Raw genomic sequence first — 13,872 nt, forward strand, 5'->3', positions numbered from 1 at the left:
GGGTTCCACCTCTTCCCATTCCGAACAGAGAAGTTAAGCCCGATAGCGCCGATGGTACTGCGTAGAAGTGGGAGAGTAGGTCGCCGCCTTTTTTTAGAGAAACCTCTTATTCGAATGAATAAGGGGTTTTTTGCGTTTAATACTTATTTTTATCGAAAAAACTGATTATGCGCTTGTATCTATTCATTTTACTACTGCTCCCTCAATTATCCTCAGCTCAGGAGCGCTCTACTCTATCACTTGTGTTTATGGGAGATGTAATGGGGCACGATTCACAAATAAAAAGCGCACGCATTGGAAACGGCGATCAGTTTGACTATAACAGTTGTTTCAGGTATATAAAAGATGATATTAAGATTGCCGACATCGCTATTGCTAATCTAGAAGTTACACTTGCTGGTCCTCCGCATAAAGGTTACCCGGCTTTTTCATCGCCAGATACCTTAGTAGATGCCTTACAGGAAGCCGGCATTGATGCATTGGTGATGGCCAATAATCATTGCGTGGATCGGCGAAAGAAGGGCTTAAATCGCACGTGTGATATTTTGGATCAAAAGGGTATGCCGCGCACAGGTGTATTTAAGGACTCGCTTGACAGGGTAAAACACACTCCAATGATCATTGAAAAGAATGGATTTCGAATTGCATTTTTGAATTATACATATGGTACAAACGGCATTCATGTTCAACCTCCAAATATCGTCAATCATATCGACACAGCCATAATTGCAAAAGATATTCAGGTAGCCATGGCCATGCATGTAGATGAAACGATTGTATGTATGCACTGGGGCTGGGAATACCAGACGAAACCAAATCCTGAACAAAAGCGTTTGGCAAATTGGCTCAAATCGAAAGGCATAAATATCATTATTGGGTCGCACCCACACGTGCTGCAACCCATGGAGTTAACAGTGCACAATGAAAGACAGAGTCTTGTGGCCTATAGTATGGGTAATTTTATTTCTAATCAACGGCCGGCTCCTCGCGATGGATCGGCTTTATTGTTTGTTGAATTAGAAAAGAAGGATGGTATTACAAAAGTTATTAATGCCGAGTATCAGTTAACGTGGGTTTATACACCAATAATTGGCGATAAGAAGCATTTCTATGTAATGCCGGCAGTTCGGTACAAGAATGCTAAATGGATGCAGGAAACAGCACGAAAACGTATGAATGAATATGTGACAGAAGCGAGAGAGATATTGAAGTACAATAAGGCTGTTGATGAAAAGAAGTTTAATCAACCGTTAAGCAGGCTTAATGGCTTTCAAATGGATGTTCCGGATGTACATCCTGGTGGATTGGTAAGTTTATAAAATTAAAAAAATGGTGGTTGTTACATATTTTCTAAATTTGCATCCAACTAAAATAAAATGATGCACAATAAACAATCAATAATTGCAATCGATGGTCATTCGTCGTGCGGGAAAAGTACAGTAGCGAAAGATTTAGCCAAAGAACTTGGGTACGTATATATTGATACAGGTGCCATGTATCGTTCTGTAACACTTTTTGCCATGCAAAATGGCTTAATTCAGAATGGTAATACCGATGAAGCCACATTAAAAGAACGTCTTGGCGAAATCAACATTTCTTTTAAATATCAACCGGAAGAAAAGAAGAATGAAGCTTTTTTAAATGGCGTTAGTGTGGAAGATGAAATTCGTAGTCTGGAAGTAAGCAACAACGTGAGTGCTATCAGTGCAATTGGTTTTGTCAGGAAAAAGCTGGTGGAGTTGCAGCAGGAAATGGGTAAGGAAGGTGGCATCGTTATGGATGGCCGGGATATCGGAACGGTTGTTTTCCCAAATGCCGACCTGAAATTGTTTATGACAGCTTCTCCTGAAATCAGAGCTCAGCGACGCTACGATGAATTAACAGCAAAAGGGGATATGGTAGAATTTGATGCTATCCTTGAGAATGTGAAGCAGCGTGATTACCTCGATAGTACACGCGAAGAAAGTCCGTTAATTCAGGCTGAGGATGCTGTTGTACTGGATAATAGTCAACTGAATAAAGAAGAACAGCTTGAATGGATCATTAAGGTGCTTAAAGACCGCAATCTGCTTTAGCTGATGATAACCGTTGATATTGATAAGTCTTCCGGTTTCTGCTTTGGTGTAAAAAAAGCCATTGAAGCGGCAAGTCAACTACTCAGTGATGGTGAAAGAGTATACTGTGTTGGCGATATTGTGCATAACGAGGCTGAATCGACCAGGTTAAATCAACTGGGAATGCGTATCATTGAGCATAATGACTTAGAGCAACTTCAAGATGGAACTGTGCTGTTCAGGGCGCATGGCGAACCACCTGCCACTTACGATAAAATTAAAGCGTCTGGCTTGAAGCTGCAGGATGCAACCTGTCCGGTGGTGCTTAAGTTACAACAACGAATCAGACAAGCCTATCTGGAACAAAAGACAGCTGGTGGCCAGATTGTCATTTTTGGTAAACCAGGTCATGCCGAAGTGATAGGCTTAATGGGACAAACTGAAGATGAAGCGATAATTATTGAAAGCGAAACGGATATTCACCTCATTGATGCTGAACGGCCCGTTGAAATATTTGCACAAACCACAAAGGACCCCGATAAACTGGCAAGGCTGGTAAAGCTTATCCAAACCAGATGTCACAATGATGTAAAATGGCACAATACCACTTGTAAGCAGGTAACAGGACGTGTTCCGCGGATAAAGGAGTTTGCTAAGGCCTATTCAGCGGTGGTTTTTGTTGGTGGAAAGAAGAGTAGTAACGCCCGGGTATTGTTTGATGCCTGTAAACAAGTGAATCCCAATAGTTTTTTCGTATCCTCAGCTGAAGACGTGAGGACAGAGTGGTTCAATCCAGACACTTCTTCTGTTGGCGTATGTGGAGCTACATCTACCCCCAACTGGCTAATGGAACAAGTTGCCAACTATATCAGGACGATTTCGATGCCACGATAATTAAAGAACTGATAGCCCTTGACCAGATGGAAAGGGCTTTTTTTATAAACTCTAAAACCAAATAGAAATGAATTATTTTATTGCAGCATTAAAAAAGTATGCTGATTTCTCAGGAAGGGCAAGAAGAAAAGAGTATTGGATGTTTGTTTTATTTTATACACTTTTTGCAATGGTTGCGGGAATTCTTGATGTCATGATCATCAGCACAGCTGGTATTTATTTTACTCCAATACTTACATTGTTTTTATTGGGAATGATCATCCCAACATTGGCAATTAGTGTGCGCCGCATGCACGATATTGGTAAAAGTGACGCAATGATTCTGATTCCGATGGTGCCATTCATTGGCAGTATATGGTACCTTATTCTAACCGTAACAGAAGGTAATGTAGGAGATAATCAGTATGGACCCCATCCAAAAGCAACATCTTTCTGATACTGTGATTATGCTATGATATTTACAAGTCATTTGTAATTGGCTTTGCCCGGATAGAACTTCTATTCGGGCTTTTTTATTTATAAAAGGTAAAAATTACTCGTTTTGTCATTTAACAATGTAATTTGAACACAATTATACCCTTAGGATTAAAAAGCATCTGTTATTTTTGTGGCAACCTGAAAGTATTTGGTCTTAGAGGCCGGTTTCAACACTAGAATCTTATGAATCGATCGATTATTCTGCATAGCCTAAAAGTTGCATCATTTTTTACATTGATAATATGTCTTACTGCTTGTCAGGCTAAATCCGGCACTGGCACCTACGAAACCTACGTGGTTGATAAAGGCAATATTGAAACATGGGAGTCAACAGCTGGTTTTGTTGAGCCTGCCAATGAAGTTTTGCTGCTAAGTCCTACTGCCAGTATCATTACCAGTATTCTTAAAGAACCTGGCCAGGAAGTGAAGGAGGGTGAAACAATATTGGTGCTAAACACCAAAGAGGTGGAAGATAAAATAGAACAGCTCAATGATAATTTGGCTGTTATGCAGAATAACCTTGAAAAAACCCGATTGGCAGCACGCAGCAATAAAGCAGATCTATCACACAACATCGAAACCAAGAAACTGAAAATCTCATCGATTAAAGCCACCTTGGCCGACCAGGAACAGCTGCTTGAAGTTGGGGGAATTTCGCCTGCCAAGTTTGATGAAACAAAGCAACAACTGGTTTTAGCCGAGAAAGAATTGCAACTGGTTCAGCAGAAGAGTGCGATTAAATTACAGCAATTGGAGGCCGATGAAAAGGGGCTGTTGCTGCAAATTGATATTAAACAGAAGGAAATTAAACACCAACAGGAACTCTTAGAAAGCCTACAGGTAAAAGCTCCTTCCGATGGCATTATTTTGGCCATACATGGAAAGAAAGGCGAGAAGATTCAGGGTGATAAATTATTAGTTAGCCTGTCGGATTTAACCTGTTTTAAAATACAGGCTACGATAGATAGTAAATTTCGCGACATGGTAAAAACTGGTAAGCGCGCATATGTGGTGGTTGATAATACCAGGCTTGAAGGTCGTATTGGCACCATCATGCCTCAGCTGAAAGACGGTAACTTAGAGTTCTCGGTGCATCTGACCAATAGCCAGCATCCAAAGCTTATTCCTAATCAAAAAGTAGACATACAAATAGTAAAACGTGCCCGATACGATGTGCTTCGCATTAAGAAAGGAGCCATGATTAGCAACAAAAAAGTGCAACACGTATATGTTGTTAATGGCGATAGTGCCAATCAAAAAGAGTTGAAACTTGGTCTGGCAACCGATGAATACATTGAAGTGCAGGAAGGACTGGAAGAGGGTGATGAAGTGGTGATATCCACTGTATCGGCCATTGGAAAAGAGACATCGGTAAGTTTAGAAAAATTAAAAAAATAGAAGGATGAGACGTGTTGGAATATTAATACTGGCTGTCTTAATCGTATCTAACAGCAGGGCGCAGTCAAATGAGAAGGATACATTTAGCTTAACACTACAAAATGTGGTTGATTTAGCCATCAATCAATCATCATCGGTTAAATATGCTCAAAACCGCTATGAAAATTACTATTGGCGATGGAAGAACTTTCAGGCACAGTTCAGGCCACAGTTGGTGGTAGAAGGTAATTTGCCCAACTATTATGAGGGCACAGAGCCGGTAAAACAAGGGGATGGTAGTATTGAATTTAGAGAAGTGGGCCGATTTAATAATAACGTCGCGCTTTCGGTTAATCAATCAATTCCTCAAACAGGCACAAGAATATATGCCAGTAGTTCGGTTATCCGAAATCAGGATTTACTAAAAGATGAAGTCAGTTTCTCAGGAGACCCTTATAAAATTGGATTTACACAACCGGTTTTTGCCTATAACTGGATGAAGTGGGCACTAAAAACAGAGCCAATGGTGTACAATGAGGCTCAGAAAGATTTTGTTGAAACCATTGAAGAAATATCCCGCAATGCCACCTGGCGATTCTTTAAGTATTTAAGGGTGCAGACCAATTATAAGCTCGCCGAAAATAACCTGGCGAACAGTAAGGACAACTTGCGTATTGCAGAGACAAAGCGTAAACTGGGAACTATCTCTGAGAATGATTATTCCCGCATTCGGCTGTCGGTGCTAACTGCACAAAAGTCACTGACACAGGCCAGTATGGATTTAAAAAATGCTGACTTTGAACTAAAGTCCTACATTGGTCTTGACCAACATACACAAATTGAGCTGATTATGCCCCTCAATATGTTTTTATTCCAGGTCGATCCCGAGATGGCCTTAAGTGAGGCACTCGAAAACCGCAAAGAAACAACCCAATATAAACGACGCCTGGTGGAAGCTGAACGTGAACTGACCAAAGCTAAGCGGGGAAATGGTTTATCTGCCACCCTGCATGGTAGTTACGGAACATCAAACATTGCCTACGACTGGCCCGGGGTGTATGATGAACCGGCCAACCAGAAGTATTTGCGATTATCATTCTCCATTCCAATTCTTGATTGGGGCAAATCATCATCCAATGTTAAATTGGCAGAAAGCAGACGCGACCTGGTGGTATTTGATGTGGAGCGCGATAGAGAAAATTTTGAGCGAACCGTTGTAGTTCAGGTCGAACAATTTAGCCTGTTGAAGGCACAGTTAGAAATTGCAGAAGAAGCTGATTTGGTGGCTAATAATGGCTATATGATTGCGCTTAAGAAGTTCCAGAATGGTGAGATAAGTATTGCAGACCTGAATATTTCGCTGTCGGAGCGGGAGAAGGCTAAGCGTGACTATATAAATTCGTTGGAAACCTATTGGGTGGCCTATTACCGTTTACGAGAACTAACCCTCTATGATTTTGAGAAAGGGCAAAAAATCATGTATGATAATCCGCTTCTGGGAGGATTGCTCAAAAAGGCAAAACCAGTTGATAACATATAATAGCGTAGCTCATGGATGGCCGATATAGAACTAACATTAAGCCGGGTGACAATGTAAGTATTGTCCTCAAACAGCATCAGCGAACAGGTCAGTTGACCGAGGGTGTTGTCAAGGATATATTGACCAAGAGCAGCTTTCATCCGCATGGTATAAAAGTACGCTTAGAAGATGGCCAGGTTGGAAGGGTAAAAAAGATAGTATAAGTAGGTTAAACTTTAACTACCTGGCGTTTCACAAACTCTTCCATCACAGGCAGGTCAGCATCCGCCCAATTGAGTGATTTAAGTTCTTCAAGTGAGAACCAGCTAACCTTTTCGTGTTCTACCGCTGTAACGGTGCCTTCTTTTATTGAACAAATAAACGGAATTAGTTCAATTGTTTTATCCGGGTAGGAGTGAATAGTTGGAGTAAGTGACTCACTAACTGTGATAAGGATATTTAGTTCTTCCTTAATTTCACGGATGACACATTCTTCCGCAGTTTCGCCTTTATCAATTTTGCCACCAGGAAATTCCCATTTCCAGCTTTGACTCATTTGCCTGCTGCGTAAAGCAGCCAGTATTCTGCCATTATCAACAATAATAGCACAAGTTACCTGTATTAACTCATTTGTAGTAGAACTCATTTCGAATAGCAATATGCTAACCTTCAATTAATGAAGATTTGTGTGTTTTGGGTTTAGACGGGCATAAAAGTAATAAAACTCATTAAACCTGCAAGTGCATAGTTAATTAGTCATAAAGATTGATATTGAATAGCTTTATTGCTCTAAAATGGAAAAGTCGCACCAAATTGCTTATGCATCATTACCTGCTAATAAGTATTCAGAATCGGATAATTAAGATTTGTTAAGTCGCATAAAAAGGTAGGAAATGGTAAAAATTAAAAATAAATTTGGACAAATGCAGCCAGGTGAATGGCCGCTCATAATGTAAAAAACATGCTATTACTTTTTGTTTATCTATTTCTGGCACTGTTCATTTCCTTCCTCTGTTCAATTATGGAAGCAGTGCTGTTATCAACACCCCAGTCTTTTTTATTTGTTAAAAGTGGCGAGGGTAAATCCTGGGCAGCTTATTTTGCCGGTTTGAAGAGTAACATTGATAAGCCACTCTCAGCTATACTATCGCTTAATACAGTCGCACATACTGTTGGGGCTGCCGGAGTGGGTGCTCAGGCCATTAAAGTGTTTGGTGAAGCTTCTTTTGGCATTGTTTCGGCTATATTAACCATCCTTATTCTGGTTATTACTGAGATTATTCCAAAAACTATCGGGGCCAATTACTGGCGAAATCTGGCCAGGTTCTCAGCAATTGTCATTAAGGCCATGATGTTTGTGACCTATCCTCTGGTGGTGATGTCGGCAGTAATAACCCGCGCCCTATCTGGCAATAAGGATGAAAAAACCACCAGTAGAGAAGAGATTGCAGCATTGGCTACCATTGGTGCCGACGAAGGTATTTTTAATGCCAAAGAGCACAAGATAATCCAAAACCTGCTTAAGCTGAGAAATATAAAGGTGAAGGAAATCATGACGCCACGGATTGTAGTAGCTATTGCCAATGAGGAGATGCTACTACAGGATTTTCTTAACAACAAGGAATACCTCAATTTTTCGCGTATACCCGTTTATTCAGGACATGATGAGAATATTACTGGCTATGTTTTCAGACAGGAAGTGTTCGAAAATCTGGCTGAAGATCATCATGATTTAAAGCTTAAAGATATCAGGCGTGATATTGTTATGGTGGCTTATTCAACTGTGTTGTTTGAAATATGGGAGAAGCTGATGAAGCAAAAAGAACATATCGCGTTGGTGGTGGACGAATACGGTGGTATGGATGGCATTGTAACTATGGAAGACATTATTGAAACGCTTCTGGGGCTTGAAATTGTTGATGAAAAAGACACAGTAACAGATATGCAGGAATATGCGCGTCAGCGTTGGAAAGCCCGTATGGCCAAATACCAGCAGGCGGGGAATCAAAATAAGAGCAATGAGCCCCAATAATGGCCATTACCTGTTTGTGTATGGCACCCTATTAAATAATTCGGATCACCCGATGGCTACCTATTTGAATCAACAGGCAAAGTTTATCACATCGGGCTTTTTAGTGGGCAAATTATACAAAGTGGATGACTATCCCGGAGCTATCGTTACCCAACAAATTGATGAAAGGGTGTATGGCCAGATCTACAGCCTGCTAAGTGAAGAACAAGTGCTGAATGAGTTGGATAAATATGAGGAGACAGGAGTTGATTTTTCTGAGCCCTGTGAGTACATTAGAGAGGTAGTCGAGGTATTTGATGACTTTGGAATGGTATTCAACTGTTGGGTGTACCTATATAACTGGCCGGTTGACGACTTGGTTCATATCCCATCAGGTAATTATCGGGCATATCTTACCCAGACTTCGTAAACATCTTGTATTGAATTATTGCGATGACATATACCGAGTTTGCATTAAGATTGGTAATAGCACTGGGAGCAGGATTTCTCATTGGTTTTGAGCGAAGTTGGCACCATAAGTCAGCTGGTTTAAGAACTATTACGCTGGTGACGATAGGTTCGGCTTTGTATGTGATGTTATCGGTTAATATTACGCAAACAGAGGGTGATGTTACACGCATTATTGCCCAGGTAGTTTCAGGTATAGGTTTTCTGGGTGCAGGCATTATATTTAAAGAAGGTGTTAATGTGCATGGCCTGACGACAGCTGCAACAGTCTGGTGTAGCTCAGCCATTGGTTGCCTGGCCGGAGCAGGCTATCACATCGAAGCTATCATAGCTACGGTGCTGGTTTTAGCCATTAACTCAGTGATGTTATTACTCGATAAACACCTTGAGAACAGAGGAGAGGGAGAGAAAGAATAGGGGTATAATCTAAGATAATACCCCTTTGATATTTTATTCTGAAAAACCATGGTATGTTTTCCTTACTAAATCATCCAGCCAGGTATAAACCTCTTTTATTTCTTTGATGGTTGGTGCACTGATATGCCATTGATCCAGTTTCTGCTTTGTTGTTGAAAAAACCGATGCTTCTACTTTCTCGAGGTGTTGAATAATGCCACTTCCCTCGCTGTTAATTAATTCAGAAACATTGAGGTATTTATAGCCGGCTGAGCGTTCAATGGGATAGCATCGCTTTTTAAGTTGAAGTGTTAGCTCATTCAATTCGCAGTTGGCTTCACCCTCTGCTGTTAACATGGCAGGTAAGTTATTTCCTCCTTTAACCCAAACTGGTACCGACAGGCAGGTGCTCGGAAATCCAACCATAGTCCAGATAGTTGATAAATCAGGTGCTTCACCTCTGCTCACTCCCTCTATTAAAATGGCCGATGAGGAGCCATGGCGTGTGATCATATCTCCTGAATTAACAAAGTGCTGACCTTTGCGAACTGCCGAGTATTGTTGACGATAATCCACATCCAGAACCGCATGCTTGAGACAGCGCGAAAAATTCTGTAAGATGGTTTGCGTGTTGAGCGCTCCCATTGATTCGGCCTGATAGAAGATATCCTGAGCCGTTTGGTAGCGAATAAAACCATAGCCAACATCTTTTTTACCGGTGAAAGAGTAATTGGTGCGAATGATATAGCCGTTTGGTGCCTGGGCAGGATCGTTGGCATCAAATTTTGTATAGTTGTAATTATTCACTTCATAAAACGCCACGCCCCCTTTGGCATCCAATACGCCAAAATGCGCAGCCAATCCTTTAGGTGCTGGTCTTTCATGAATGAGTGCTTCAAAATCTTCCAAACTGGCACATTTTTGCAATGCCTCTTTCATAAAGAAGCCTTCCTGATCTTTAAATGAAGTGGTATCATCGAGGTTGACGTTAAAGGATGCACTATTCATTATGGCAAATCCGGCCGCATTGGAACCACCCCATACTTGCTCGCCTTTGGCATCAGATGAGTTTATCAAACCGATGTAATCGTATTTTCCATCACTGAAGTAGCGTAATTTGTTCTCAAATGTTTCGGTGTCACGCAGCTTCCAGATGATTGGTCGCCCATTGGCCGTATATTTACCAGATACAATCGCGGTGGTACAGGCCTTAACTGAGGGATGCCCGATGAGCAGAGCCATCAGGGCAATGAGTAGATGTTTCATAGAATCGTTGTTGGATTTAGAAAAGCAAGTAAGCTCTTTGCAATTAATAAAACAAAGAGCTTTGTCAGTATCAGCTAAATCAACTGATTGTAGTGGCTAATGTGTGTGACATACCCGGTTGAATCACAATTGTATCATCAAGGCTGTTGGCTGCTTCTACACACAGCATATGTTGATAATGTTCAGCCAAATCGCCCATTTGCATCGCTAATTCAGCACCCGGATTCCAAACCACTGTTATGCCACTGCCCGACTTTTTCACACTGATATCGCGCTTGGTATCATGAATAATGGCCGTATCCGATGTGCGATAGCGTCGATCGGTGCGCTGACCAAAAGCAAGCAATTTATCTGTTTGATGTCCATTTGCATTGGCTACATCATCCTGATAATCGACACTGGATAGCCCTTCGAGCGTAACAGTTTCAATGTCAGAAATATTAAAGTAACTGTGTAAGGCTGCGCTTACCTCAAATGGTTTATTGTCAGTATTTCGGGTTGTCAGTTCAACAGTTAGCTCTTGGTCCAGTTTTAGGAGTAATCTGGCTTCAAACTGATAGGGCCAAAGCCGCATGGTTTCGGCATTGGAGGTAAGGCCCAACTCGATGCTTACTTCTTCATCGCTGGCAGACGTGTTGGTTACGGCCCAGTTGGAGATGCGTGCGAAGCCATGTGGCGGTAGTGAGCTATCCACCGGATGAGGACCAAACCAGGGCCAGCATATAGGAATACCGCCACGGATAGCTTTCCCGTTCTTAAAAATGGCTTTGGGACTTACAAAGAGCACATCCTCTTGTTCATTGGGGATGAAGCTTAGTACATGTGCCCCATATAACGATACTTTAGCTGTTGCATGCTTGCTCTGCAGCTCAGCAACAATGGTGTGCTCAAATGGCTGAAAAGCTATTTTACCGACGATGCCAAATTGTGTGTTTAATACTTCCGGATTCATTGTTTGTGTTTTAGATAACAGCAAAAGTATTGATTCTGGATGATAACAAAAAAAGGGCCCACGCATTAAATACGCAGACCCCTTGGCTGTATTTCATTTACATATTAATTAGCAGACAAAACACCTTTAATGTTGTCCTCGAAGGCTGACAGTGCCGCTTTGGAACCTTCACCCATGGCAATAACGATTTGCTTGTAGGGAACGATAGATACATCGCCTGCCGCATATACACCTTTTACGTTGGTACGGCAATGTGCGTCAATCTCAATTTCACCCATGCGGTTGGTAGGTACCATGTCAGCGAATACTTTACTGTTCGCCTGCAGACCAATCTGCACAAATACTCCATCGGTTTGTATGGCTTCCTCTTGTTCTGTTGCTCTGTGTTTAAATGTTAATCCATTAACCTGACTACCATCGCCATCCACACTTAGTGTTTGGGCATTTGTAATAATCTTCACGTTGGAAAGTTGTTTTAGCTTATCCTGCAACACCTGATCGCCTTTCAGGCTATCCATAAACTCCAGAACTGTTACCTCTGAGGCAATTGAAGAAAGGTCAATAGCAGCTTCCAAACCGGAGTTGCCACCACCTACGACTACTACTTTTTTACCTTTGTAAAACGGCCCATCGCAATGAGTACAAAATGCCACTCCATTTCCAATGTAATCACTTTCACCAGGCACACCCAGTTTACGCCAGCTAGCGCCGGTGGCAATTATCAAGGCTGGAGTTATAAGTGTTTCTCCAAGTGAAGTGGTTAAATGTTTTTTACCATCGATCAGTTCTGTTTTTTCAACTAATCTGTTCTCCAAAATATCAATCGAATAATCATTTAAGTGGCTCATCAGATTGGCTGATAGCTCGGCACCAGTTGTTTTGGGCACTGATATCATGTTCTCAATAGAAACGGTTTCAGTAACCTGGCCGCCTACCTTTTCAGCCACCAATGCTACAGAAAAACCTTTACGGGCAGAGTAAATGGCTGCTGAAACGCCGGCCGGCCCGCCACCAACTACCACTACATCGTATGTCTTCGATTCTGATGCTGCTGGTTTGAATGTGCTACCTAGCTGCTTTTCAATCTTGGTCAGCAATTCACCTAATGATGATCGCCCAACATGCAGCTGCTGGCCATTGGCGTAAACGGAAGGTACTGCCTGTATATTTAATGCTTCAACCTCTTCCTTGTTTATGGCCCCGTCTATTATTTCATGGCTTATATTCGGATTCAGAAATGCCATGATGTTAAGCGCCTGTACAACATCGGGACAGTTGGTGCAACTAAGCGAAATATAGCTTTTCAGCTCAACCTTCTGATTAATGCCTTTGATGCGCTTTGTAAGCATCTCGTCGGGCAGGTTTTTACCAATACCATCCAGGTTAAGAATTGCCAATAGTAAGGTTGTAAATTCATGACCGGTTGGTACTGTACGAAAAGTTACATTGCTTGGTTCGCCATTTTTAAGAATGGTAAAGCTAAGGTTTGGCCCAACAGTAACCTCTGTCGTAATATTATTGGAACAAGCTGCAACGTCTTCAAGCAAGCCTGTCAATTCGTTTGTGTTAGGGTGCTTATCGGCTACTGCCACCTGAAATGTAAACTGACTTTTCAGGTTGGAGAATACTTGGGTTACCTGGTCTTTTATAGCTTGTTCTAACATGTTTGTCTGTTTTAAAAGTTGGGATTGAGAGTGAAGAGAGGTAGTCAGAAGACCTCAAGGATGGCCTTCTGACTTTTAGTGCCTGGTTATTAAATTTTACCTACAAGGTCAATGTTTGGCTTTAGAGTTTCGTTACCTTCTTTCCACTTAGCCGGACACACTTCTGATGGGTGTTCAGCAACAAATTGCAAGGCTTTTAATTTGCGTAATAGCTCATCGGCATTTCTGCCAACATTACCAGCTACCACTTCGTACGATACGATTTCACCCTGTGGATTCACAATAAATGTTCCGCGTTCTGCCAGACCAACTTCTTCAATCATCACTTCAAATCCGCGTGATAAAACACCTGTTGGATCGGCTAACATGGGGTATTTGATTTTTTTGATGGTATCAGAAGTATCGTGCCATGCTTTGTGTACAAAGTGTGTATCGGTCGATACAGAATAGATTTCGGCACCGGTTGCTTTGAACTCATCATATGAGTTGGCTAAATCTTCCAGCTCGGTTGGGCATACAAATGTAAAATCTGCTGGGTAGAAGAAAAATACGGACCACTTGCCTAATACATCTTCTTTTTTAACTGCTTTGAAATCATCGTTTACGTATGCTTGTACTTCAAAATCTACAATCTGTTTTCCAATCTGTGACATAGTTATAATGTTTAAATGTTAATATATTTCGTTGTTTAAATTTTTACAGAAGCAAAACTACATACTGAAGCAATATCAATCAAATAGATAGTAATTATACTAATGATAGACAAAGACTATAACAACAGAATATGAGGTAGT

General features: G+C 41.4%; 15 protein-coding genes and 1 rRNA gene. 11 read left to right on the forward strand and 5 right to left on the reverse strand.

All coding sequences use genetic code 11. From position 1 onward, the window contains the following. The 8 genes from rrf to KDU71_RS16140 form a co-directional block, all read left to right on the forward strand. A 5S ribosomal RNA gene (gene rrf / locus KDU71_RS16105) occupies positions 1–92 on the forward strand; the annotation flags it as partial. Positions 93–167: 75 nt separating this feature from the next. Beyond that, positions 168–1,319 (forward strand): CapA family protein, encoded by a 1,152-nt coding sequence (locus KDU71_RS16110; RefSeq protein WP_212192122.1) that lies wholly within the window; start codon positions 168–170, stop codon positions 1,317–1,319. 57 nt (positions 1,320–1,376) lie between these two features. Further along, entirely contained in the window at positions 1,377–2,075 is a 699-nt protein-coding gene (gene cmk / locus KDU71_RS16115; RefSeq protein ID WP_212192123.1) for a (d)CMP kinase, read from the forward strand. 3 nt (positions 2,076–2,078) lie between these two features. Then, positions 2,079–2,948, forward strand: coding sequence for a 4-hydroxy-3-methylbut-2-enyl diphosphate reductase (locus KDU71_RS16120; protein WP_212192124.1), 870 nt, complete (start codon positions 2,079–2,081; stop codon positions 2,946–2,948). Positions 2,949–3,015: 67 nt separating this feature from the next. After that, positions 3,016–3,384 carry a DUF805 domain-containing protein gene (locus KDU71_RS16125; RefSeq protein ID WP_212192125.1) on the forward strand — a complete coding sequence of 123 codons (369 nt, stop codon included), beginning with the start codon at positions 3,016–3,018 and terminating at the stop codon, positions 3,382–3,384. Positions 3,385–3,608: 224 nt separating this feature from the next. Beyond that, positions 3,609–4,823 carry an efflux RND transporter periplasmic adaptor subunit gene (locus KDU71_RS16130; protein WP_212192126.1) on the forward strand — a complete coding sequence of 405 codons (1,215 nt, stop codon included), beginning with the start codon at positions 3,609–3,611 and terminating at the stop codon, positions 4,821–4,823. Between the two features lie 4 nt (positions 4,824–4,827). Continuing rightward, the gene (locus KDU71_RS16135) at positions 4,828–6,342 is read left to right on the forward strand and encodes a TolC family protein (RefSeq protein ID WP_212192127.1); all 1,515 of its coding nucleotides are present in this window, start codon (positions 4,828–4,830) and stop codon (positions 6,340–6,342) included. Positions 6,343–6,353: 11 nt separating this feature from the next. Further along, positions 6,354–6,545 (forward strand): YwbE family protein, encoded by a 192-nt coding sequence (locus KDU71_RS16140; RefSeq protein ID WP_212192128.1) that lies wholly within the window; start codon positions 6,354–6,356, stop codon positions 6,543–6,545. Positions 6,546–6,550: 5 nt separating this feature from the next. On the opposite strand, the gene KDU71_RS16145 is transcribed toward KDU71_RS16140, so the two are convergent. Further along, complete coding sequence (locus KDU71_RS16145) at positions 6,551–6,967, reverse strand: (deoxy)nucleoside triphosphate pyrophosphohydrolase (protein WP_212192129.1); 417 nt, start codon at positions 6,965–6,967, stop codon at positions 6,551–6,553. 315 nt (positions 6,968–7,282) lie between these two features. On the opposite strand from KDU71_RS16145, the gene KDU71_RS16150 reads away from it, so the two are divergent. Genes KDU71_RS16150 through KDU71_RS16160 form a run of 3 tightly spaced genes read left to right on the forward strand, consistent with a single transcriptional unit; the run spans position 7,283 to position 9,217 of the window. Beyond that, entirely contained in the window at positions 7,283–8,353 is a 1,071-nt protein-coding gene (locus KDU71_RS16150; RefSeq protein ID WP_212192130.1) for a CNNM domain-containing protein, read from the forward strand. Continuing rightward, positions 8,340–8,762 carry a gamma-glutamylcyclotransferase family protein gene (locus KDU71_RS16155; RefSeq protein ID WP_212192131.1) on the forward strand — a complete coding sequence of 141 codons (423 nt, stop codon included), beginning with the start codon at positions 8,340–8,342 and terminating at the stop codon, positions 8,760–8,762. Before KDU71_RS16150 ends, KDU71_RS16155 begins: the two co-directional genes overlap by 14 nt. 23 nt (positions 8,763–8,785) lie before the next feature. After that, entirely contained in the window at positions 8,786–9,217 is a 432-nt protein-coding gene (locus tag KDU71_RS16160) for an MgtC/SapB family protein (protein ID WP_212192132.1), read from the forward strand. A 33-nt stretch (positions 9,218–9,250) separates the two neighbouring features. Here KDU71_RS16160 and KDU71_RS16165 read toward each other — a convergent pair whose 3' ends face one another. The 4 genes from KDU71_RS16165 to ahpC form a co-directional block, all read right to left on the reverse strand. Beyond that, positions 9,251–10,462 carry a C45 family peptidase gene (locus tag KDU71_RS16165; protein WP_212192133.1) on the reverse strand — a complete coding sequence of 404 codons (1,212 nt, stop codon included), beginning with the start codon at positions 10,460–10,462 and terminating at the stop codon, positions 9,251–9,253. Between the two features lie 79 nt (positions 10,463–10,541). Then, positions 10,542–11,414 carry a D-hexose-6-phosphate mutarotase gene (locus KDU71_RS16170; RefSeq protein WP_212192134.1) on the reverse strand — a complete coding sequence of 291 codons (873 nt, stop codon included), beginning with the start codon at positions 11,412–11,414 and terminating at the stop codon, positions 10,542–10,544. A gap of 104 nt (positions 11,415–11,518) precedes the next feature. Further along, entirely contained in the window at positions 11,519–13,078 is a 1,560-nt protein-coding gene (gene ahpF, locus KDU71_RS16175; protein ID WP_212192135.1) for an alkyl hydroperoxide reductase subunit F, read from the reverse strand. A gap of 89 nt (positions 13,079–13,167) precedes the next feature. After that, on the reverse strand, positions 13,168–13,731 hold the full coding sequence (gene ahpC / locus KDU71_RS16180) for an alkyl hydroperoxide reductase subunit C (protein ID WP_212192136.1): 564 nt from the start codon (positions 13,729–13,731) through the stop codon (positions 13,168–13,170). Positions 13,732–13,872: the final 141 nt, after the last annotated feature.

Origin of the sequence: Carboxylicivirga sediminis (genome assembly GCF_018156225.1) — a bacterium.
Classification (GTDB): domain Bacteria; phylum Bacteroidota; class Bacteroidia; order Bacteroidales; family Marinilabiliaceae; genus Carboxylicivirga; species Carboxylicivirga sediminis.